Raw genomic sequence first — 20,796 nt, forward strand, 5'->3', positions numbered from 1 at the left:
GTGTTGACATAAGGCGAACGGGCAGCGCGGACGGAAGGGGATTCGGTATGACCGAAGGGCGGATTCCGGTGGAGCGGCGGCGCCGCAAGCCGACCAAGTCGGGGGTGCTGCTCTCCGCCGACCTGATCGTCGACTGCGCCCTGCGCCTGGTCGGCCAGCACGGGCCCGACGCGCTGAGCGTGCGCAGACTGGGCGCCGCGCTCGGCTGCGACCCGAGCGCGGTCTACCGCTACTTCCACAACACGGACGACCTGCTCCTCGCCGTCGCCGACCGGATCATCGGCGAGAGCATGGCCGGCTTCGCACGGAGCGACGACTGGGTCGCGGACCTGCGGACCATGGCGCGACGGATCCATCGCGCCTACAGCGAGCACCCGCGGATCGCGGCCATGGCCGCGTACCGGGTGACGCGTCGGATCAACGAGGTCAAGGCGGTGGAGACGGGAATCGGGCTGCTGCGGAGCGCGGGCTTCGACGCGGCCACGGCCGTGCGGTACTACGCGGCGTTCGTCGACACGGCGCTCGGGCACGCGGCCCTGGACGCCTCCCATCTGGCGCTGCCGCCCGAGCGGCGCGCCCAGGACCACAGTGCCTGGACGGACACGTACCAGTCGCTCCCGGCGGACACGTACCCCCAACTCGACGCCGTGCGAGAGCACTTGCCCCTGATGGCGGAGAGCTCCTTCGAGACGGCCCTGGGGCTCCTGCTCTCGGCGCTGGCAGCACAGGCGCCGCGCTGACCCTCCTTCTTGCCGGGCGTGCTCAGGCCGGTTCGGCGTCGAGCTGGCTGCGCATCCAGGCCTCGACCTCGCCCACATGGGCCGCCGCCGCGGCGCGCGCCGCCTCCGGGTCGCGGGCGACCAGCGCGCGGTGGATGCGGGCGTGCTCGCGGCCTGTGCGCTCGAAGGCGCCCTCTTCCTGGTAGCCGCGCCACACTCGGGCCCGGAACGTCCGTGACGACAGCCCCTCCAGGATCGCGGCCATCGTGTCGTTGCCCGCGGCCGTGGCGATCACCCGGTGGAACGCGAGGTCGTGAGAGAGGATCTCCTCGGGGTCGTCCGTCGCCGCCATCGCCGCCAAGTGCAGCTCGACCTCGGCGAGTTGCTCCGGCGTGATGCGCGCGGCTGCCAGCGCGGTCGCGGTCGACTCGAGCACGCGGCGCACCTCCATCAGCTCCACAAGACGGGCGCCGCGCGAGAGATCGGCGACGACGCCGAACGTCTCCAGGAGGTCCCCGGCGTTCAACTGCGTGACGTAGATGCCCGATCCGTGCCGCGCCTCCAGGACGCCGAGGACCGTGAGCGCCCTGATCGCTTCACGCATGGAGCTGCGCGAGATGCCGAGCTGGGTTGCCAGGTCCCGCTCCGTCGGCAGCCGCTGGCCCGGCTCGAGCAGTCCCTCGCCGATCATCGCCTTGATCTGCTCGATGGCCCGCTGCGTCACGGTGCCCTTCTGCGGGGCTGTCTGTTCCACGGACGCTCCTCAATATGCCGGGTGCGCCGCAGTCTAGCCAGAGATGTGGTCCGACCACTACGGCCTGAAACACGGAAAAGTTGGCGCCGAGGGGTGTTGTGGCCGCCAAGTGGTCTGATAAATATTTCCGCCATCAGGTACCAGAAGTCGCTCGATCTCGCTCGATGAGGAGCCGTCAGATGGCCGGCAGAACAATGCGCAAGCGGAACAGGTCGCGGATCGTCGGCGCGGCGGCGGTCGCCGCTTGCGCCGCCCTGGTGCTCTCCGCGTGCGGCAGCACGAAGGACGACGTCGCCTCCGGCGGCAAGGGCGGCGGCGACGGAAAGGGCAAGGTCGGGGTCATCCTGCCCCTGCTCACCTCGCCGTTCTGGCAGTCGTACAACGACTACGTACCGAAGATGGCGAAGTCCGAGAGCGTGGACGCGCTCAAGACGGTCAACTCCAACAGTGACCCCTCGCAGCAGATCACGGACATCAACAACCAGCTCAACCAGGGCGTCAAGGGCCTCGTCGTCGCGCCCCTCGACAGCGCCGCGATCTCCGCCGGCCTCGACCAGGCCGAACGCAAGGGCGTCCCCGTCGTCGCCGTGGACGTCGCGCCCGAGAAGGGCAAGGTAGCCATGGTCGTACGCGCCAACAACGTCGCGTACGGCGAGAAGGCCTGCGAGTACCTCGGCCAGCAGGTCAAGACCGGCAAGGTCGTCCAGATCATGGGTGACCTCGCCTCCGTGAACGGCCGCGAACGCTCGCAGGCGTTCCGCGACTGCGTCAAGAAGAAGTACCCGGACCTCAAGGTCCTGGAGATCCCCGCCAAGTGGGAGTCCGACACCGCCGCGTCCAAGCTGGACACCCTCCTCAACGCCAACCCCGACATCAAGGGCATCTACATGCAGGCGGGCGGCGTCTACCTCGCGCCCACCCTGCAGACCCTCAAGTCCAAGGGCCTGCTGAAGAAGACCGGCGAGAAGGGCCACATCACGATCGTCTCGAACGACGGCATCCCGCAGGAGTTCGCCGCGATCCGCAAGGGCCAGATCGACGCGACGGTCTCCCAGCCCGCCGACGCCTACGCCAAGTACGGCATGTACTACATCAAGGCGGCGATGCAGGGGAAGACGTTCAAGCCCGGTCCCACCGACCACGACTCGGAGATCGTCAAGCTGCCCAGCGGCATCCTCGAGGACCAGCTGCCCGCGCCGCTCGTCACCAAGGACAACGTCGACGACCCGAAGCTCTGGGGAAACACGGTCAAATGAGCACCTCGACGACAACCACGCCGGCGGTCAGGCCGCTGGTCGAGGCGTCGGGCATCGCCAAGCGGTACGGTCCCACGGTCGCCCTGCAGGACGGTCGCCTGACCGTCCTGCAGGGCGAGTCCCACGCACTCGTGGGCCGCAACGGCGCCGGCAAGTCCACCCTGGTCACGGTCCTCACCGGCCTCCAGGCACCGGACGCGGGCACCCTCCTGTTCGACGGCGAGCCCGCGCCCCCGCTCAGCGACCGCGACGCCTGGCGCGCCAAGGTCGCCTGCGTCTACCAGAAGCCGACCGTCGTTCCCGAACTCACGGTCGCCGAGAACCTCTTCATCAACCGGCAGCCCGGCAGCCGCCACGGCTTCTTCTCCTGGCGCAAGCTCCAGGAGGAGGCCGCGCAGGTCCTCGACACCTGGGACATCCACGTCGACCCCGACGCCCGCACCGCCGACCTCAAGGTCGAGGACCGCCAAATGGTGGAGATCGCACGGGCGTTGAGCGGCGGCGCCCGCTTCATCGTCCTCGACGAGCCCACCGCCCAGCTCGACAACCGCGAGATCGACCGCCTCTTCACCCGCATGCGGGCACTCCAGGAATCCGGCGTCACGTTCCTGTTCATCTCGCACCACCTCCAGGAGGTGTACGAGGTCTGCCAGACGGTGACCGTGCTGCGCGACGCCCGCTGGATCACCACGGCGCCCGTCGCGGAACTGCCGCGCGCCGCGCTGGTGGAGGCGATGGCAGGCGAGGTCATCGCCGAGGAACGCGCGGCAGCCCGCGCCGCCGTGGAACACGAGCCCGACGCCACCGTCCTCCTCGACGCGCGCGGCCTCACCTCGGAGGCGTACCACGACGTCGACCTGGCCATCCGCAGCGGCGAGGTCGTCGGGCTCGCCGGATCCAGCGGCAGCGGCAAGATCCAGCTCGCCGAGGCGTTCGCCGGACTGCACACGCCGTCCGCGGGAACGGCCCGACTGGACGGCAGAAAGCTGCCGTTCGGTGATGTGGGCGCCGCGCTCGCGGCGGGCGTCGGCTGCGTGCCGCGCGACCGGCACGACCAGGGACTCGTCACCGGCATGACCATCGGCGACAACGCCACCATGAGCGTCCTCGGCCGCCTGGGCCGCTACGGCTTCGTCGGCACAGACCGCAAGCGCCGCTTCGCCGCCGACCTGATCGACCGCCTCGACATCCACGCGGAGGGCCCCGACCAGCCCGTGTCCGACCTCTCCGGCGGCAACGCCCAGAAGGTCGTCATGGCCCGCGCCCTCGCCTCCGACCCCCGCCTTCTCGTCCTCATCAACCCCACCGCGGGCGTCGACGTGAAGTCCAAGGAGTCCCTGCTGTCCCGCATGGACAGCGCCCGCGAGGACGGCACCGCGGTCCTCGTCGTCTCCGACGAGCTCGACGACCTGCGCCGCTGCGACCGGGTCCTCGTCCTCTTCCACGGGAAGGTCGTCGCCGAGCACGCGGCCGGCTGGAACGACCACGAGCTGATCGCCTCCATCGAAGGAGTGGACCATGGCTGACACCAAGGCCCCGTCGGCCTCACCAGCCACCCCCGTACGGCTGCCCGGCAAAGGGTCCGCGAAGACGGTCCTGCTGCGCCGGGCCCGGGAACTCGCCCTCGTACCTGCACTGTTGCTGCTGATGGTGCTCGGAGCGGTCGTCAACGACTCGTTCCTCACCGAACGCAACCTGATCTCCATCCTCGGCGCGTCCGCCGCCCTCGCGATGGTCGTGCTCGCCGAGTCTCTCGTCCTGATCACGGGCAAGTTCGACCTGTCCCTGGAGTCCGTGGTCGGCATCGCACCCGCCGTCGGCGCCCTGCTCGTCCTGCCGGTCGCCCAGTCCGGATTCGGCACCGAGTTCCCGACCGTGCTCGCGCTGCTCGCGATCCTCGTCGTGGGCGCGGCGATCGGGGCCTTCAACGGCATCCTCGTCGTGAAGTTCAAGCTCAACGCCTTCATCGTGACGCTCGCGATGCTGATCGTCCTGCGCGGACTGCTCGTCGGCGCGACCAAGGGCAAGACGCTGTTCGGAATGCCCGACGCGTTCTTCTCCCTCGCCACCACGACGTTCCTGCGGATCCCGATGTCGGTGTGGCTGGCCGCCGTTGCCTTCGGCGTGGTGGGCCTCATCCTGAAGTACCACCGGATCGGCCGCGCCATGTACGCGATCGGCGGCAACGCCGACGCCGCACGCGCGGCGGGAATCCGCGTCGAGCGCGTGATGCTCGGCGTGTTCGTCGTCGCGGGTGTCCTCGCCTCGGTCGGCGGGATCATGCAGACCGGCTACGTCGGCGCGATCAGCGCCAACCAGGGCAACAACATGATCTTCACCGTGTTCGCGGCGGCGGTCATCGGCGGCATCAGCCTCGACGGCGGCAAGGGCACCATGTTCGGCGCGCTCACCGGCGTCCTGCTGCTCGGCGTCGTCCAGAACCTGCTGACCCTCGCCCAGGTTCCGTCGTTCTGGATCCAGGCCATCTACGGCGGAATCATCCTCCTCGCCCTGATGATCGCCCGTGTGACGACCGGCCGCGCCCAGGACTGACCCCCGCCTCAGCAAGAAAGGCCACCCGTGTCTCCAACTGCCGCCCGAATCATCGCGGTTGACACCTTCGACATCCGGTTCCCGACCTCCAGGGAGCTGGACGGATCCGACGCCATGAACCCGGACCCCGACTACTCCGCCGCCTACGTCGTGCTCCGCACCGACGCCGCCGACGGAGTCGAGGGGCACGGATTCACGTTCACCATCGGTCGTGGCAACGATGTCCAGGTCGCCGCGATCGACGCCCTGCGGCACCACGTCGTCGGCCGGGGGGTCGACGAACTGTGCGCCGACCCGGGGACGTTGAACCGCGACCTGATCGGCGACAGCCAGCTCCGCTGGCTCGGCCCCGAGAAGGGCGTGATGCACATGGCGATCGGTGCCGTCGTCAACGCCGTGTGGGACCTGGCGGCCAAGCGCGCCCGCAAGCCGCTGTGGCAGTTCCTGGCCGACGCGACGCCCGAGTGGCTCGTCTCGCAGATCGACTTCCGCTACATCACCGACGCGCTCACCCCCGACGACGCCCTCGCGCTCCTCAGATCGGGCCGTGAGGGCGCGGCGGAACGCGAGAGCGCCCTGCGCGAGCGCGGCTTCCCCGGCTACACCACCTCACCCGGCTGGCTCGGCTACTCCGACGAGAAGCTCGGCCGACTCGCCCGACAGGCCGTCGCCGACGGCTTCCGGCAGATCAAGCTGAAGGTCGGCGCGGACCTCGCCGACGACATCCGGCGCTGCCGCACCGCCCGCTCGGTGATCGGCCCGGACATCCGCATGGCGATCGACGCCAACCAGCGGTGGAACGTCGGCGAGGCCATCGAGTGGACCAAGGCGCTCGCCGAGTTCGACCCGTACTGGGTGGAGGAGCCGACCAGCCCCGACGACGTCCTCGGCCACGCCTCGATCCGCAGGGCCGTCGCCCCCGTGAAGGTGGCCACCGGCGAGCACGTCCAGAACCGCATCATCTTCAAGCAGCTCCTCCAGGCCGGCGCCATCGACATCCTGCAGATCGACGCGGCCCGCGTCGGCGGCGTCAACGAGAACCTCGCCATCCTGCTGCTCGCCGCCAAGTTCGGCGTCCCCGTGTGCCCGCACGCGGGCGGCGTCGGACTGTGCGAACTCGTCCAGCACCTCTCGATGTTCGACTACATCGCCGTCGCGGGCACCACACAGGACCGCGTCATCGAGTACGTCGACCATCTGCACGGCCACTTCATCGACCCCGTCGTGATGCGCGACGGCCACTACACGGCGCCCACCGCGCCCGGCTTCTCCGCCGCGATGCGGCCCGAGTCCATCGCGGAATACACCTACCCCGACGGCGCGTTCTGGGCCGCCGACCTCGCCCGGCAGGGCACCACCGACCAGAAGGGTGCAGCGGCATGACCGACGCCAGCGACGTGCAGGACTTCGCGGGGCTCAAGGCCCTCGTCACCGGCGGAGCGTCCGGGATCGGCCGGGCCACCGCCGAACTCCTCGCCGCCCGCGGCGCGAGCGTCGCCGTGCTCGACCTCGACCCGGGCAGCGTCGACAAGCCGCTGCGCGGCTACACCGCCGACGTCAGCGACGACGCCTCCGTCCGCGCCGCCGTGGCCGCCGCAGTGGCGGACCTCGGCGGCCTCGACGTCCTCGTCAACAACGCGGGCATCGGCGCCCAGGGCACCGTCGAGGACAACGACGACGACCAGTGGCACCGCGTCCTCGACGTCAACGTCCTCGGCATCGTCCGCACCACGCGCGCAGCCCTGCCCCACCTGAGGAGCTCCGCACACGCGGCGATCGTCAACACCTGTTCCATCGCCGCGACGGCCGGCCTCCCGCAGCGCGCCCTGTACTCGGCGTCGAAGGGCGCCGTGCACTCCCTGACACTCGCCATGGCCGCCGACCACGTCCGCGAAGGGGTACGCGTCAACTGCGTCAACCCGGGGACGGTGGACACCCCATGGGTCGGCCGGCTGCTGTCCGCCGCCCCCGACCCGGCCGCCGAGCGCGCGGCCCTCGCATCCCGTCAGCCCACCGGCCGTCTCGTCTCCGCCGCCGAAGTCGCGGGCGCCGTCGCGTACTTGGCGAGCCCGCTGTCCGGCGCCACCACGGGCACCGCCCTGGCCGTCGACGGCGGGATGCAGGGCCTGCGGCTGCGCCCCGCGGGCCAGTGACCGCCATGCGCACCCGCGCCCTGGGCCGCAGCGGCGTCGACGTCACCGAGCTGTCCTTCGGCGCCGCCGGTATCGGCAACCTGTATGCGCCCGTCACCGACGAGGAGGCCCGGGCCGCTGTCGACGCGGCCTGGGACGCGGGCATCCGCTACTTCGACACGGCGCCGCACTACGGCATCGGCCTGTCCGAGCGGCGTCTCGGCGAGGCACTCGCGGCCCGGGACCGGTCGGCGTACACCGTCTCCACCAAGGCGGGACGCCTCCTCGTACCGGCCGGGGATAGCGGGAGCGACGACCTGGAGAACGGGTTCGCCGTGCCCGCCACGCACCGCCGTGTCTGGGACTTCAGCGCGGACGGGGTGCGCCGCTCCCTGGAGGACAGCCTGACGCGGCTGGGCCTCGACCGCATCGACGTCGTCTACCTGCACGACCCGGACGACCACGGTGAGCAGGCGTTCCGCGAGGCCTACCCGGCGCTTGAGCGGCTGCGAGCCGAGGGTGTCGTCGGGGCGATCGGCGCCGGCATGAACCAGGCCGCGATGCTCACCCGGTTCGTCCGCGACACCGATGTGGACGCCGTCCTGTGCGCGGGCCGCTACACCCTCCTCGACCAGGAGGCGCTGACGGAACTACTGCCCGAGGCGCAGGCGCACGGCACGTCGGTCGTCATCGGCGGCGTGTTCAACTCCGGCCTCCTCGCCGACCCGCGGCCGGGCGCGACGTACGACTACGCGACGGCACCCCGCGAAGTCCTCGACCGTGCCTACCGGTTGAAGGATGTGGCGCAGCGGCACGGCATCACCCTGCGGGCGGCAGCGCTCGCCTTCCCGTTCGGTCATCCGGCGGTGGCGAGCGTCCTGGTCGGCACCCGCTCGCCGCACGAAGTCTGCGACACCGCAGAGCAGTTCACCGTCGCCGTACCGGCCGCGTTCTGGAAGGACGCCCGCGCCGCGGGACAACTTGCCGACGGCGTCCCCGTACCCGGAGAGGAGCACGCGTGAGAATCGCCCTGCACACCAAGGTCCGCGCCGACCGCGTCGACGCGTACGAGGCCGCCCACCGCGAGGTCCCGGCCGAACTCCGGAAGGCCATCCGCGCGGCCGGTGCCACGTCGTGGACCATCTGGCGCAGCGGGACCGACCTGTTCCACGTCCTGGAGTGCGAGGACTACGCCCGCATGCTCGCCGAGCTGGACAAGCTCCCGGTGAACATCGCCTGGCAGGCCCGGATGGCCGAACTGCTCGACGTCGTCCACGACTACTCGGCCGACGGCGCCGACGCGGGCCTGCCCGTCGTGTGGGAGCTGTGATGCCCGCGATCGTCGACGCGCACCACCACGTCTGGGACCTCTCCGCGCGCGACCAGGACTGGATCACCGGTGACCAACTCGCCCCGATTCAGCGGAACTTCACCCTGGACGACCTGGCACCCCTCGCGCGCAAGTCCGGTGTCACGGCCACCGTCCTCGTGCAGACCGTCACCGTCGAGGAGGAGACCCCGGAGTTCCTCGCCCTCGCGCACGACAGCGACCTCGTGGCCGGCGTAGTCGGCTGGGCCGACCTCACGCGCCCGGACATCGGCGACGCCCTGGCCCGGCTCGCCGAACTCCCGGGCGGGCGTTACCTGAAGGGCATCCGCCACCAGGTCCAGGGGGAACCCGACCCCGAGTGGCTGCTGCGGCCCGACGTGCGCCGGGGCCTCGAGGCCGTCGCCGACGCCGGTCTGGTCTACGACCTGGTGGTCCTGCCGAACCAGCTCCCCGCCTGCGCCGCGGCGGCCGCCGCTCTGCCCGGCCTCACCTTCGCCCTCGACCACTGCGGCAAGCCGCCCATCGCGTCGGGCGTCACCGAGCCGTGGACCGACGACCTGCGCGCGCTGGCGGCCCTCCCCAACACGGTCTGCAAACTCTCCGGCCTGGTCACCGAGGCCGACTGGGCGACCTGGACGCCGGGGGCGCTTCGGCCGTACACCGACACGGTTCTGGAGGCGTTCGGGCCCGACCGCGTCATGTTCGGCTCCGACTGGCCGGTGTGCACCCTCGCCGCGACCTACGAGCACGTCATGGAAGCAGCACAGGAGTTGACCGGATCGCTGACCACCCCTGAGCGTGACGCGGTCTTCGGCGGCACGGCGACCCGCGCCTACCGGCTCTGAATCCGGGAGGCGGCAAGGCGCGTCGGCCTCAGGAACTCGCGTACGTACGTCCGCTCCCAGCAGGCACCCGTCGCCCGCAATTCGCGCCACGTGGTGAAGCGGTAGCGGTAGAGCCGGGCCCGGACGTACGTGGGCGGGGCGTCGGCGGGGAACGGGGAGCGGCGCAGCAGCCGCAACGTGTCGCGGTCGCCGGTCAGGAGGCGCTCCACCAGGCCTCCGAACCAGGACTCGGCGTACATGGGGGAGAGCGCGGCGAACCACATCATCCAGTCGAGCCGCAGATGGTAGGGGGCGAACTGGCGTGGCCAGCGCCCCGGATCGCCCGGCTTGCCCCTGAACTCGTAGACCAGCCAAGGGGATTCCTCGCGCGGCAGCGGGTCGGCCGTGCCCTCGATGACGATCTCGTGCCGGATGCGCCCGACGGAACCGAAGGCGCCGTACGCGTTGACGAGGTGCAGGGAATCGTAGGAGCGGTTCATGGACTGGCGGCGCGACAGCAGGTTGCGTGCCGGGCGGTAGCTCAGCGCGACGACGAGTGCGGTGAAGGCGATGACGGCGCACTCGTACCAGAGCGGGGCGGTGGCCAGGTGCGGCGGCTCGCGCAGGAGGGAGAAGTCCACCGCCGTCACGGCGAGCAGGATCGTCAGCCAGTTCAGCCACGAGAAGTTGCCCGACAGGACCAGCCACAGCTGGGTGAGGATCATCAGGCAGGCCGCGCCAGTCGCGATCGGCTGCGGGGTGAACAGGAGCACGGGCACGACGAGTTGGGTCACGTGGTTGGCCCCGGCCTCGACGCGGTGCAGGGGGCGCGGGAGCCGGTGGAAGAACCAGCTCAGCGGGCCCGGCATCGGCTGTGTCTCATGGTGGTAGTAGAGGCACGTCAGCTTCCGCCAGCACTCGTCGCCGCGCATCTTGATCAGGCCCGCGCCGAACTCGACGCGGAAGAGGACCCAGCGCAGGAGCACCAGTACGAGCAGTGGTGGTGCCACCCGCTCGTTGCCGAGGAAGACGGCGAGGAAGCCCACCTCCAGCAGGAGTGACTCCCAGCCGAACGCGTACCAGGTCTGCCCGACGTTCACGATCGACAGATAGAGCACCCACGGCACCACCCACAGGGCCATGGCTGCCCACAGGGGCACCCGGTCGGCGAGGCCCGCGACGAGCGCGGCCGACACCGCGGCCCCGCCCCAGGCGACGCCCGCGAAGAACCGGTCCGAGTAGTGCGCCCTGAACAGCGTCGGCGCCTGCCGCCACGGCACCCGTGCCAGATAGCGCGGAACCGGCAGCATCCCGCGCTCGCCGATCAGCGCCCGGAACTGCAGCGCCGCCCCCACGAAGGCCACGAGATAGAGCGCCGCCAGACCGCGCTGGAAGATCAGGCGGCCGAGCCAGTACCCGGGCGAGCTGAACCACTCCACCTCTCCAGTGTGACGGAGGGTGAGCGCAAAGCGCGTGCGGGATCGCATTGCGCTTGCGAGATGCCAGATTTCGCCGCAGACAATGGGGCAAAGTGCCCATATGTAGGCGGGAGAACACGGTGCGCTCACCCACCAGGACCTTCGTCACTGCCTTTGCGATATCCGCCGCGCTCCTGGTCGCCGGATGCTCGGGGAACAGCGGCAACAACGCGTCGGCCGACAAGGGGGAGCTCTTCCTTCTGCCCGTGGCCGAGACGGGCCCCGACCCGTTCACCGACTCCACCGCCAAGACCACCGAGACCCCCGCGCCCGTCACCCGAACGCCGCAGCCGCCGTCACCGAGCGGCACCGCCTCAGCGACCAAGCAGGGCATGCACCCCGTCGACGGCGCGACCCCCGGCCTCTACGGCGGCACGCAGTCCGTCGGAAGCTGCGACGTCGAGAAGCAGGTCACCTTCCTCACCGCGGACCCGACCAAGGAACGCGCCTTCGCCGACGTCGAAGGCATCTCCGCGGCCTCCGTCCCGGACTTCCTGCGCGGCCTCACGCCCGTCGTCCTGCGCGCCGACACCCGCGTCACCAACCACGGCTACCGCTCCGGAGAGGCGACGAGCTACCAGTCCGTGCTCCAGGCGGGCACCGCCGTCCTCGTCGACGACCGCGGGATGCCCAGGGTGCGGTGCGCGTGCGGCAACCCGCTGAAGCCGCCCGTCGCGTTCAAGGGGACGCCGAACACCCAGGGACAGCAGTGGTCCGGCTACCGGCCCACGCAGGTCGTGGTCGTCACGCCGGCCCCGGAGGTCATCACGAACATCGTCATCGTGAACATCACCAACAACACATGGATCGAGCGGAAGGTCGGTGACGACGGGCAGCACGACAAGCGCGTACCGCCGCCCCCGATGCCGAAGCCCCACCCCTCCGACAGCTCGGACAGCTCCGCGTCGCCCTCGCCGTCGTCCACGTCGCCGAGCTCGAGCAGCAGCACCGGCCCGTCGGAGTCCTCCAGCAGCGCCAGCCCTCCGTCGTCACAGCCGCCCTCCCCGGAGAAGTCGGCGCCGGCCTCTGAGCCCGCGAGCCCACCGACCAGCGCGCCCGGCGACACCGGCGCCCCCACGGACTCGCCTCCCGGCGACACCGGCGCGCCCACGGACTCGCCTCCTGGCGACGGCTCCAGCGACCTCGGCCCGGACACCGTTCCCGACAGCCCCGACCTGCCCGACGGCAGCGGGCTCATCCCCGACGTGCCGTCCGCCGCGAACGTCTTCGACGGCTGACGGGCCCCATCCCCCGCGAAGCGCGTCGCCGGTGGTCGGCGCACCGACGGCTCCCGGCGCGCTCCGGGGTGCGCCCAGGCCCGTCCGGAGTACGCCGTGCCCCGCATGCGAGTGATTCGCTCTGCGCCTAGCGTGGCCCCATGGAAGCCGCCGGTACGGGGGGCGGGGAGCCGATCGACTGCACGCACTGCGGCAGTGCGACAGGGGGCGCCGCCTGCTGCTTCCTCGCCGAGTTCGGGGACCACCTGGGCATCGGCAGCTTCGACTGGGACCTCGACACCGGCCTGATGCACATGGACGCAAAGGCCCACGAGATCTTCGACGTACGCCCCGACGAGTACGACGGGCGTCCCGAGTCGCTCGACATCCGCATCCCCCCGACCGAGGCCACCCGCCTCGACGAAATCGTGTCCACGGCCCTCAAGAGCAGCGACGAGAACTACGGCGCCTACTTCCGCATCAAATGCCGCGACGGCAGGATGCGCTGGACCCACACCCAGGGCTACATCAGACGCGACGACATCGGCCGCCCGCGCCGCATCATCGGCATCGTCCGCGACGCCACCCAGGAACTCAGCGACAGCTCGGCCCGCCGTGAACAGGACGCCCTGCGCCGCCGCCAGACCAGCGTCGTCCAGGGCACCACCGCCGCCCTCGCGCACGCCCGCACCGTCCAGGACGTCATCGACGTGCTCAAGGACAGCCACGGCCTCCAGCACCTCGGCGCGACCAGCCTCGTCATGGGCCTCGTCAGGGCCGGCCGCATCCATCTGGTCGCCGACGGCCCCGAGGGCAGCTTCGTGCCCGGCACCAAGGTCACGCGGATCGACGAGCCGTACCCCATGGGCGACGTCGTGCGCACGCTCGCGCCCCGCTTCATCGAGTCCCCCGACGATTTCGCCGATTCCTACCCGCTGCTGTGGCCGCACATCACCCAGCTCGAGATCACGGCCGCGGCCTACCTGCCGCTCATCGCCCAGGCCCGCCCCATCGGTGCGCTCGGCCTGCTCTACACGGACAAGCGCGGCTTCACCGAAGAGGAGCGCAACGTCCTCGTCGCCCTCGGCAGCAGCATCGCCCAGAGCCTCCAGCGCGCGATGTTCTACGAGCAGGAGAAGGACCTCGCCCAGGGCCTCCAGCAGGCCATGCTGCCCCGCACCATCCCCGCCGTCTCCGGCGCCGACATCGCCGTCCGCTACCGCTCGGCCGCCCTCGGCCGCGACATCGGAGGCGACTGGTACGACGTGATCCCACTGCCCGGCGGACGTGTCGGCGCCGTCATCGGCGACGTCCAGGGACACGACACCCACGCCGCCGCCGTCATGGGACAGCTGCGCATCGTGCTGCGCGCGTACGCCGCCGAGGGGCACACGCCCGCCACCGTCATGGCCCGCGCCTCCGTCTTCCTCCACGAACTCGACACCGAGCGGTTCGCGACCTGTCTGTACGCGGAGGCCGACCTGTCGACCGGGGTCGTCCAGCTCGTGCGTGCGGGGCACCTGGACCCGCTGCTGCGCCTCACCGACGGGACCTGCCGCAGACTGTCCGTCGACGGCGGCCTGCCGCTCGGCCTCTCCGCCGAGTTCGGCCAGCTCGAATACCCGGTCGGGACCGTCGAACTCGACCCGGGCCAGGCGCTGATCCTGTGCACCGACGGCCTCGTCGAACAGCCGGGCACCGACCTCGACGACGGACTGCAGGCCCTCACGGCCCTCGTCGGCACCGGCCCCCACGACCTCGGCGACCTCGGGGACCTGCTGTGCGAGAGCGTCGACGAACGCGGCGGTGACGACGACGTCGCCCTGCTCCTGCTGCGCCGCCGCGGCATCGGCGCGCCCCAGTCCGGCGGCCGCCTCCAGCAGCACGTCGCGCCGAACGACCCCGAGGCCCTGAGAGAGGCCCGGCACATGATCAGGGCCGCCGTCCGGGCCTGGGGCGCGGGCGGGCGGGCGGACGAGATAGAGCTCGTCGCCGACGAGATGATCACCAACGCGCTGATGCACACCGACGGCCCCGCGGTCGTCACCCTCCGCGTGATCACCGCGTCCGACCGCAGACTGCGCGTGGACGTCGAGGACACCTCCAGCGCGCTCCCGCGCCGGCGCGATGCGGGCGAGGACGGCGTCTCGGGGCGCGGCCTGCTCCTCGTGGACCGGCTCGCGGACGTGTGGGGCGTGGAGGCGCGGGGGAGCGGCAAGTGCGTGTGGTGCGAGTTCGTGGTGCCGGCCAGGGACTGACCGGGGCCGTGGCGATGGCTCACCTGGCGGTGTCGGTGCCCGGTGGCACTCTGGACGTATGCCGGAACTTCCCGAGGTCGAAGCGCTGACGGACTTCCTCACCGAGCATCTGGTGGGGCACGAGATCGTCCGCGTCCTGCCCGTCGCCGTGAGCGTCCTGAAGACGTACGACCCGCCGCCCGCCGCCCTGGAGGGCCGCACGGTCACGGGCGTGACGCGGCACGGCAAGTTCCTCGACCTCGACGCGGACGGGCTGCACCTCGTCACGCACCTCGCCCGCGCGGGCTGGCTCCACTGGAAGGACCGGCTCCCCGACGGCCCGCCGCGCCCCGGCAAAGGACCGCTCGCCCTGCGCGTCGCCCTGGAGGACGGGGAGGGCTTCGACCTCACCGAGGCGGGCACCCAGAAGAGCCTCGCGGTGTACGTCGTCCACGACCCGGCCGATGTCCCCGGCATCGCGAGACTCGGCCCCGACCCGCTCGCCGACGGCTTCGACGAGGCGCGCTTCGCCGCCCTCCTGGACGGCGAGCGGCGGCAGATCAAGGGGGCGCTACGCGACCAGAGCCTCATCGCGGGCATCGGGAACGCGTACAGCGACGAGATCCTGCACGCCGCGAAGATGTCCCCCTTCAAGCTCGCGTCGAGCCTGACCGCCGACGACGTGTCCGTCCTCCACAAGGCCCTGCGCTACACGCTGACCGAGGCCGTCGAGCGCTCCCGCGGCGTCGCGGCCGGGCGACTCAAGGCCGAGAAGAAGAGCGGGCTGCGGGTGCACGGCAGAGCGGGCGAGGAGTGCCCGGTGTGCGGTGACACGATCCGTGAGGTGTCCTTCCACGATTCGTCGCTCCAGTACTGCGCGACCTGCCAGACGGGCGGCAAGCCGCTCGCGGACCGCAGGATGTCGAAGCTCCTGAAGTGACCGCCCTTGGGGGCGCTGCCCGAAGTCGCAGGCCAGGAACGGAGGTTCACGGCATAGGGATGGTCACCAGACGCGTTCCGTCCGTGGTGCGTACCTCGAAGCGGGCGATCTCCTGAGGATGGAGCGCCACCGCGCTCTGCGTCGTGGTCGCCGCGGCGTCATGGGCCCGCGCGGCCCAGGTCGTCACCGTCTGCCGCGAACCGTCCTTGCCGACGGCCACGAGCTCGCACACGCGGGGACCACGCGCGTCGCGGACCTCGATCCCCAGCGCGGTGCCCCACTCGCGGCCGGACGCCGTCACAGACGCCGACACCCCGGTCCGGGCGTCCCGCGCGTCCAGACGCACGGCGCCGTCGCCGGATCCGCCCAGGACCACAACACCCGGCCCCGCAACGGCGAGCACGACCGCCGCCGCCATCGCACACAGCCACCGCCTGCGCCCCGCCCGGCGCACCCGCTCCATTCGCGAGACCAGTCCGTCCAGGAGCACGGAACCCGCCTCGGCCACGGTCTCCACGGCGGGCGGCGTCGCCCGCGCGTACAGCGCGAGAGCCGCCGTCGTGGACCCGAACTCCCTGACCCGCGCCACGCACCGGGGACACTGCCCGAGATGGTCCTCGAAGCGGAACCGGTCCGCCTCGTCGAGGACGCCCAGCGCGTAGGCGCCGACGTCGCGATGCCGATCCAGGGACCTCATGCCGTTCCTCGCGTCGTACGTGTCTGACCTCTGACCGGACGGTGTGTGCCGCTCGCCCTCCCGTACGCAACCGGCCGCCGAATCACTCAAGTCCCACCAGGATTGGCCACCACGGGACAACCACCTACACTCCAGCCGCATGCTGCGCGTACTGGCCGTCGACGACGAGGAACCCGCACTCGCCGAGCTGCTCTACCTGTTGCGGGCCGACCCGCGGGTGCGCGCCGCCGAGGGCGCCACCGACGCGAACGAGGCACTGCGCCGCATCGGCCGCGCCCTGGACGCGGGAGGCGACGACGCCAACGCCATCGACGTGCTCTTCCTCGACATCCAGATGGCCGGGCTGACGGGCCTCGACGTGGCGCGGCTCCTCGCCGGGTTCGCCAAGCCGCCGATGATCGTCTTCGTCACCGCCCACGAGGACTTCGCCGTGCAGGCCTTCGACCTGAAGGCCGTCGACTACGTCCTCAAACCCGTGCGCAGGGAGCGCCTCGCGGAGGCCGTGCGGCGCGTCGCCGAACAGGCCGCCGTCGCCAGGCCCGCAGTGGACCTCTCCGCCGACCGGATTCCTGTCGAACTCGGTGGCGTCACCCGCCTCGTGGCCGTCGCCGACATCGCGTACGCCGAGGCCCAGGGCGACTACGCGCGCCTGCACACCGCTGACGCCAGCCACCTCGTGCGCATACCGCTGACCACCCTGGAGGAGCGCTGGCAGCCGTACGGGTTCGTCCGGATCCACCGCAGCCATCTCGTCGCCCTGCACCGCATCGACGAACTCCGCCTCGACGGCGGTGGCATGAGCGTGCGGATAGGCGACGCCGAACTCGCCGTGAGCCGCCGCCACGCGAGCCGCGTGCGCGAGCTGCTCATGCGGCGCGCGAGCGGCTGACCGGAAACCGCGTGACCTGGGCCGATACCCGTCGACCCCTTTCGCTCGGCCCGCACCGCCGCCTACACTCCGGCCGTGTCCGCCAGCGCTGAGCCCGCACCCCGCCGCGAGGTCGTGACCGGCGAGCCGCGCGCGGTGCGCCGGCTGCCCGGCCACCCCACCCAGTGGGAGATCGACGAACAGACGACGCTGGGCGCGGCCTATGTCCGTTCCCTGATGCGCAGTCAACTCCGCACCGGACTCACCGCGTTCGCGGTCCTCGCCCTGCCCGTGGTGACCCTGCCTCTCTTCTTCGGCGCCCTTCGCAACACCACCGTCGTCTGGATCGTCCTGGGCTTCGGCTGTTACCCGGTCCTCGTCCTCATCGCCTGGTGGTACGTGCGCCGGGCCGAGCGCAACGAACGTGACTTCGCGCGCCTCGTGCACGGCCGGGCCGTCCGCGACCGCCACGGGGCGTCGTGAACGAGGCGTACGCGATATCCGCCGTGGCCGTGGTCGTCCTGGCCACGGTCTTCATCGGCGGTTTCGGCCTGCGCATCTCCCGCACCACCTCCGACTTCTACGTCGCCTCGCGCACCGTGGGCCCCGGCCTCAACGCCGCCGCGATCAGCGGCGAGTACCTCTCCGCGGCCTCCTTCCTCGGCGTCGCCGGACTGCTGCTCGTGCACGGCCCCGACATGCTCTGGTACCCCGTCGGTTACACCGCCGGATACCTCGTCCTGCTCGTGTTCGTCGCGGCCCCGCTGCGCCGCTCCGGCGCCTACACGCTGCCCGACTTCGCCGAGGGCCGCCTGGAGTCCCGCAGCGTCCGCAGGGTCGTCAGCATGCTGGTGGTCGGCGCGGGCTGGCTCTACCTCGTGCCCCAACTCCAGGGCGCGGGGCTCACGTTGCAGATCCTCACGGGCGCGCCGCGCTGGTTCGGCGGGGCGCTCGTCGCGGCCGTCGTCGTCCTCGCGGTCGCCGCGGGCGGCATGCGTTCCATCACCTTCGTCCAGGCCTTCCAGTACTGGCTGAAGCTGACCGCGCTGCTCGTACCCGCGTTCTTCCTGATTCTCGCCTGGCACGGCGACGGCGGCGCCCCGCCGCCCGCCGACGGCCTGCCCTGGTCCGGCGCGGGCTCCGGGCAGCCGCTCGCCACCAGCCGCGCTGACCACCCGCTGTACGCGACGTACGGTCTGATCGTCGCCACGTTCCTCGGCACGATGGGCCTGCCGCACGTCGTCGTCCGCTTCTACACGAGCCCGAACGGCCGTGCGGCCCGCCGCACCACGGTCGCCGTGCTCGCCCTCATCGGGCTCTTCTATTGTCTGCCGCCGGTCTACGGCTGGCTCGGCAGCCTGTACGCGCCCGAACTGAGCGCCACCCAGGACGCCGACGCGGCCGTCCTGCTCCTGCCGGGGCGGGCCGTCGGCGGCCTCGGCGGGGACCTGCTCGGGGCGCTCGTGGCGGGCGGCGCCTTCGCCGCGTTCCTGTCGACCGCGTCGGGCCTGACGATGGCCGTCGCGGGCGTGCTCAGCCAGGACGTGCTGCCGGCCCGCGGCGTACGGCACTTCCGCCTGGCGACACTCCTCGCGATGACCGTGCCGCTGGGCGGGGCGCTCCTGGTCAGCGGGGTGCCGGTGGCGGACGCCGTAGGGATGGCGTTCGCGGTGTCGGCGTCCTCGTTCTGCCCGCTGCTCGTCCTCGGCATCTGGTGGCGGCGGCTCACCCCGCCCGGCGCGCGGGCCGGGCTGCTCCTCGGCGGCGGCTCCGCGCTCGTCGCGGTCACCCTGACCGTCGCCGGCGTCGCACAAGGCGGCTGGCTGCACACGCTGCTCGCCTGGCCCGCCGTGTGGTCGGTGCCGGTCGGCTTCCTCGCCATGATCCTCGTGTCGCTCGCCACCCAGGACTCCGTGCCGCCGCACACCAGCGCCACGATGACGCGACTCCACCTCCCGGAGTCGCTCAGCGCGCACGGGACGATCGCCACGGGCGAGCCGGGAGCCCGGTCGTGACCGCCACCGCGGTGCTCCTCGCCCTGTGCCCGCTCCTCCTCGCGGGAGGCTTTGTCCTCGGCCGGCGCACCGCGCACCCCGGGGGCCGCAGCGACGTGGGTACGCCGGTGGAGCGGGCCACCTTCGACACCCTGCACACCGCCTCGCTTGCCGCGCCGCCGCTGCGGGCCGGGCTGACCGAGGAGTCGGCGCGCAGGTCGGCCCGCAGGCTGCGCACACTCCTCGGCACCGACGCGCTCTGTCTGACCAATCGCGCCGCCGTGCTCGCCTGGGACGGCGCGGGGGACCAGCACGGCAAGCAGGTCATGGGGCAGCTCGAGGGGCTGCTCGACACCGGGCGCAGCGCCGCGTTCGGCTGCGGATGCGGCGCCGTGGACTGCCCGCTGCGCTGGGCCGTGGCCGCCCCGATCGTCACCGACGGACGGGTGCTCGGTGCCCTTGTCGCGTACGCGCCCCGCGAGTCGGCCGTCCTCGCCCGGGCCGCCGACGAGGTCGCCCGCTGGATCTCCGTACAGCTGGAGTTGGCCGAACTCGACCGCTCCCGCACCCGGCTCATCGAGGCGGAGATCAAGGCGCTGCGCGCGCAGATCTCGCCGCACTTCATCTTCAACTCGCTCGCCGCCATCGCCTCGTTCGTCCGCACCGATCCCGAGCGGGCCCGTGAACTCCTCCTGGAATTCGCCGACTTCATCCGTTACTCGTTCCGCCGTCACGGCGACTTCACCACGCTCGCCGACGAGTTGCACTCCATCGACCAGTATCTGGCCCTGGTCCGGGCCCGGTTCGGAGACCGGCTCTCGGTCACGCTCCAGATCGCGCCCGAGGTGCTGCCGGTGGCGCTGCCCTTCCTGTGCCTCCAGCCTCTCGTCGAGAACGCCGTGAAACACGGCCTGGAGGGCGCCGTCACCCGCAGCCGCATCACGATCGGCGCCCGGGACGCGGGCGCGGAGGCGGAGGTCGTCATCGAGGACGACGGGGTCGGCATGGACCCGGGCGAGCTGCGCGCGATCCTGCGCGGCGAGGGCGGCACCTCGACCGGGATCGGCCTGTCGAACGTCGACGAGCGGCTCAGGCAGGTGTTCGGCGACGACTACGGCCTCGTCATCGAGACCGGCACCGGCGCGGGCATGAAGATAACCGTGCGGATCCCCAAGTACCGTGCGGGCGTGCACTCTTCAGGCGTCGAGGTCGAGTAGCGGGCGCAGAGGCCGCAGGGGCCTCAGAACAGATGGATCGCCAGATGGCCCAGCGGCAGCCCGAGCTGCCACGCGGGTGTCCACACCTGCGGTCCGTCGTCCTCTTCGTCGGGCAGCGGCCCGCGGCCCGGCACGGAGTCCAGATCGGGCGCGAGCAGCTCCGTCTCCTCCAGCCATCGCCACGCCGCCTCGGCCAGTTCGAGGTCCGGCGAAGGTCTGTTCTCATCGAGCGCCTGCGCGGCAAGGCGCCCCATGTGCTCCCGCACCCAGTACTGCCACGGCTGGTCGTACGCCGTCAGCGACAGCCAGGTCTCCAGCTGGGACACGACCCGGATGCCGGACAGCTCGCCGTCCGTGTCCGACAGGAAGATCGTCAGTGCGAGTGCGTCGCGCCCGGCCCGGAACTCGAAGGACGTGGGCGGCATCAGATCACCGGTGCGCAGCAGCTCATCGGCGATGTACTCGGCGTACAACCACGCCATCGGCACCGTCAGTTCGCCGCCGCCGGCGCCCGATGTGCCTTCCTTGCTCCCGTGCAACATCCCTTCCTGCCTTCCTCCGGTCCGTGCGCTCCGCCGGC

General features: G+C 71.5%; 20 protein-coding genes. 16 read left to right on the plus strand and 4 right to left on the minus strand.

Annotated features, from left to right (window positions below; genetic code table 11):
* Positions 1-47: 47 nt before the first annotated feature.
* Entirely contained in the window at positions 48-740 is a 693-nt protein-coding gene (locus ACWFR4_RS38045) for a TetR/AcrR family transcriptional regulator (protein WP_453468722.1), read from the plus strand.
* Between the two features lie 22 nt (positions 741-762).
* Here ACWFR4_RS38045 and ACWFR4_RS38050 read toward each other — a convergent pair whose 3' ends face one another.
* Entirely contained in the window at positions 763-1,473 is a 711-nt protein-coding gene (locus tag ACWFR4_RS38050; RefSeq protein WP_266556309.1) for a FadR/GntR family transcriptional regulator, read from the minus strand.
* A gap of 179 nt (positions 1,474-1,652) precedes the next feature.
* Between ACWFR4_RS38050 and ACWFR4_RS38055 the strand changes: the two genes are divergently transcribed.
* The 8 genes from ACWFR4_RS38055 to ACWFR4_RS38090 are packed head-to-tail and all read left to right on the plus strand — an operon-like array spanning position 1,653 to position 9,589.
* The gene (locus tag ACWFR4_RS38055) at positions 1,653-2,729 is read left to right on the plus strand and encodes a sugar ABC transporter substrate-binding protein (protein WP_453468723.1); all 1,077 of its coding nucleotides are present in this window, start codon (positions 1,653-1,655) and stop codon (positions 2,727-2,729) included.
* The gene (locus tag ACWFR4_RS38060; protein WP_453656348.1) at positions 2,726-4,255 is read left to right on the plus strand and encodes a sugar ABC transporter ATP-binding protein; all 1,530 of its coding nucleotides are present in this window, start codon (positions 2,726-2,728) and stop codon (positions 4,253-4,255) included. The genes ACWFR4_RS38055 and ACWFR4_RS38060 overlap by 4 nt, the downstream gene beginning before the upstream one ends.
* Positions 4,248-5,282 carry an ABC transporter permease gene (locus ACWFR4_RS38065; protein ID WP_453465245.1) on the plus strand — a complete coding sequence of 345 codons (1,035 nt, stop codon included), beginning with the start codon at positions 4,248-4,250 and terminating at the stop codon, positions 5,280-5,282. Before ACWFR4_RS38060 ends, ACWFR4_RS38065 begins: the two co-directional genes overlap by 8 nt.
* Positions 5,283-5,309: 27 nt before the next feature.
* Positions 5,310-6,665, plus strand: a complete 1,356-nt coding sequence (locus tag ACWFR4_RS38070; RefSeq protein ID WP_453656349.1) for an L-fuconate dehydratase — start codon at positions 5,310-5,312, stop codon at positions 6,663-6,665.
* A gap of 14 nt (positions 6,666-6,679) precedes the next feature.
* Positions 6,680-7,435: an SDR family NAD(P)-dependent oxidoreductase gene (locus ACWFR4_RS38075; RefSeq protein ID WP_453465251.1), complete on the plus strand. Its 756-nt coding sequence runs from the start codon at positions 6,680-6,682 to the stop codon at positions 7,433-7,435.
* Between the two features lie 5 nt (positions 7,436-7,440).
* The gene (locus ACWFR4_RS38080; protein WP_453656350.1) at positions 7,441-8,436 is read left to right on the plus strand and encodes an aldo/keto reductase; all 996 of its coding nucleotides are present in this window, start codon (positions 7,441-7,443) and stop codon (positions 8,434-8,436) included.
* Complete coding sequence (locus ACWFR4_RS38085; RefSeq protein ID WP_100592968.1) at positions 8,433-8,744, plus strand: L-rhamnose mutarotase; 312 nt, start codon at positions 8,433-8,435, stop codon at positions 8,742-8,744. The genes ACWFR4_RS38080 and ACWFR4_RS38085 overlap by 4 nt, the downstream gene beginning before the upstream one ends.
* Positions 8,744-9,589 (plus strand): amidohydrolase family protein, encoded by an 846-nt coding sequence (locus tag ACWFR4_RS38090; RefSeq protein ID WP_453656351.1) that lies wholly within the window; start codon positions 8,744-8,746, stop codon positions 9,587-9,589. Before ACWFR4_RS38085 ends, ACWFR4_RS38090 begins: the two co-directional genes overlap by 1 nt.
* Here the strand turns inward: ACWFR4_RS38090 and ACWFR4_RS38095 are convergent.
* The gene (locus tag ACWFR4_RS38095) at positions 9,577-11,007 is read right to left on the minus strand and encodes a lipase maturation factor family protein (protein WP_453656352.1); all 1,431 of its coding nucleotides are present in this window, start codon (positions 11,005-11,007) and stop codon (positions 9,577-9,579) included. The two genes, ACWFR4_RS38090 and ACWFR4_RS38095, sit on opposite strands and share 13 nt — an antisense overlap.
* 119 nt (positions 11,008-11,126) lie before the next feature.
* Here ACWFR4_RS38095 and ACWFR4_RS38100 point away from each other — a divergent pair, with 119 nt between their 5' ends.
* From ACWFR4_RS38100 to ACWFR4_RS38110, 3 genes are all read left to right on the plus strand, one after another.
* Positions 11,127-12,284, plus strand: coding sequence for a DUF6777 domain-containing protein (locus ACWFR4_RS38100; RefSeq protein WP_453465232.1), 1,158 nt, complete (start codon positions 11,127-11,129; stop codon positions 12,282-12,284).
* A 140-nt stretch (positions 12,285-12,424) separates the two neighbouring features.
* Positions 12,425-14,521: a SpoIIE family protein phosphatase gene (locus ACWFR4_RS38105; protein ID WP_453465230.1), complete on the plus strand. Its 2,097-nt coding sequence runs from the start codon at positions 12,425-12,427 to the stop codon at positions 14,519-14,521.
* A 58-nt stretch (positions 14,522-14,579) separates the two neighbouring features.
* The gene (locus ACWFR4_RS38110; RefSeq protein WP_453656353.1) at positions 14,580-15,440 is read left to right on the plus strand and encodes an Fpg/Nei family DNA glycosylase; all 861 of its coding nucleotides are present in this window, start codon (positions 14,580-14,582) and stop codon (positions 15,438-15,440) included.
* A 46-nt stretch (positions 15,441-15,486) separates the two neighbouring features.
* Here ACWFR4_RS38110 and ACWFR4_RS38115 read toward each other — a convergent pair whose 3' ends face one another.
* Positions 15,487-16,137 (minus strand): zf-HC2 domain-containing protein, encoded by a 651-nt coding sequence (locus tag ACWFR4_RS38115; RefSeq protein ID WP_453465226.1) that lies wholly within the window; start codon positions 16,135-16,137, stop codon positions 15,487-15,489.
* Between the two features lie 139 nt (positions 16,138-16,276).
* On the opposite strand from ACWFR4_RS38115, the gene ACWFR4_RS38120 reads away from it, so the two are divergent.
* The 4 genes from ACWFR4_RS38120 (at position 16,277) to ACWFR4_RS38135 (ending at position 20,216) form a co-directional block, all read left to right on the plus strand.
* Positions 16,277-17,026: a LytR/AlgR family response regulator transcription factor gene (locus tag ACWFR4_RS38120; protein ID WP_453465224.1), complete on the plus strand. Its 750-nt coding sequence runs from the start codon at positions 16,277-16,279 to the stop codon at positions 17,024-17,026.
* Between the two features lie 114 nt (positions 17,027-17,140).
* Positions 17,141-17,488, plus strand: coding sequence for a hypothetical protein (locus tag ACWFR4_RS38125; protein WP_453465249.1), 348 nt, complete (start codon positions 17,141-17,143; stop codon positions 17,486-17,488).
* Positions 17,485-19,020: a sodium/solute symporter gene (locus ACWFR4_RS38130; protein WP_453656354.1), complete on the plus strand. Its 1,536-nt coding sequence runs from the start codon at positions 17,485-17,487 to the stop codon at positions 19,018-19,020. Before ACWFR4_RS38125 ends, ACWFR4_RS38130 begins: the two co-directional genes overlap by 4 nt.
* Positions 19,017-20,216 carry a sensor histidine kinase gene (locus tag ACWFR4_RS38135; RefSeq protein ID WP_453465220.1) on the plus strand — a complete coding sequence of 400 codons (1,200 nt, stop codon included), beginning with the start codon at positions 19,017-19,019 and terminating at the stop codon, positions 20,214-20,216. Before ACWFR4_RS38130 ends, ACWFR4_RS38135 begins: the two co-directional genes overlap by 4 nt.
* Before the next feature lie 23 nt (positions 20,217-20,239).
* Here the strand turns inward: ACWFR4_RS38135 and ACWFR4_RS38140 are convergent, their stop codons facing one another.
* Positions 20,240-20,758 carry a hypothetical protein gene (locus ACWFR4_RS38140; RefSeq protein WP_453465217.1) on the minus strand — a complete coding sequence of 173 codons (519 nt, stop codon included), beginning with the start codon at positions 20,756-20,758 and terminating at the stop codon, positions 20,240-20,242.
* Positions 20,759-20,796: the final 38 nt, after the last annotated feature.

Source organism: Streptomyces sp. NPDC055140 (assembly GCF_053607285.1).

What these genes read in the sequence shown, in the direction of transcription:
- ACWFR4_RS38140 (WP_453465217.1), bottom strand. Translation starts at nt 20,758, where the DNA reads ATGTTGCACGGGAGCAAGGAAGGCACATCGGGCGCCGGCGGCGGCGAA.
- ACWFR4_RS38055 (WP_453468723.1), top strand. Translation starts at nt 1,653, where the DNA reads ATGGCCGGCAGAACAATGCGCAAGCGGAACAGGTCGCGGATCGTCGGC.
- ACWFR4_RS38060 (WP_453656348.1), top strand. Translation starts at nt 2,726, where the DNA reads ATGAGCACCTCGACGACAACCACGCCGGCGGTCAGGCCGCTGGTCGAG.
- ACWFR4_RS38120 (WP_453465224.1), top strand. Translation starts at nt 16,277, where the DNA reads ATGCTGCGCGTACTGGCCGTCGACGACGAGGAACCCGCACTCGCCGAG.
- ACWFR4_RS38105 (WP_453465230.1), top strand. Translation starts at nt 12,425, where the DNA reads ATGGAAGCCGCCGGTACGGGGGGCGGGGAGCCGATCGACTGCACGCAC.
- ACWFR4_RS38110 (WP_453656353.1), top strand. Translation starts at nt 14,580, where the DNA reads ATGCCGGAACTTCCCGAGGTCGAAGCGCTGACGGACTTCCTCACCGAG.
- ACWFR4_RS38090 (WP_453656351.1), top strand. Translation starts at nt 8,744, where the DNA reads ATGCCCGCGATCGTCGACGCGCACCACCACGTCTGGGACCTCTCCGCG.
- ACWFR4_RS38065 (WP_453465245.1), top strand. Translation starts at nt 4,248, where the DNA reads ATGGCTGACACCAAGGCCCCGTCGGCCTCACCAGCCACCCCCGTACGG.
- ACWFR4_RS38045 (WP_453468722.1), top strand. Translation starts at nt 48, where the DNA reads ATGACCGAAGGGCGGATTCCGGTGGAGCGGCGGCGCCGCAAGCCGACC.
- ACWFR4_RS38080 (WP_453656350.1), top strand. Translation starts at nt 7,441, where the DNA reads ATGCGCACCCGCGCCCTGGGCCGCAGCGGCGTCGACGTCACCGAGCTG.
- ACWFR4_RS38115 (WP_453465226.1), bottom strand. Translation starts at nt 16,137, where the DNA reads ATGAGGTCCCTGGATCGGCATCGCGACGTCGGCGCCTACGCGCTGGGC.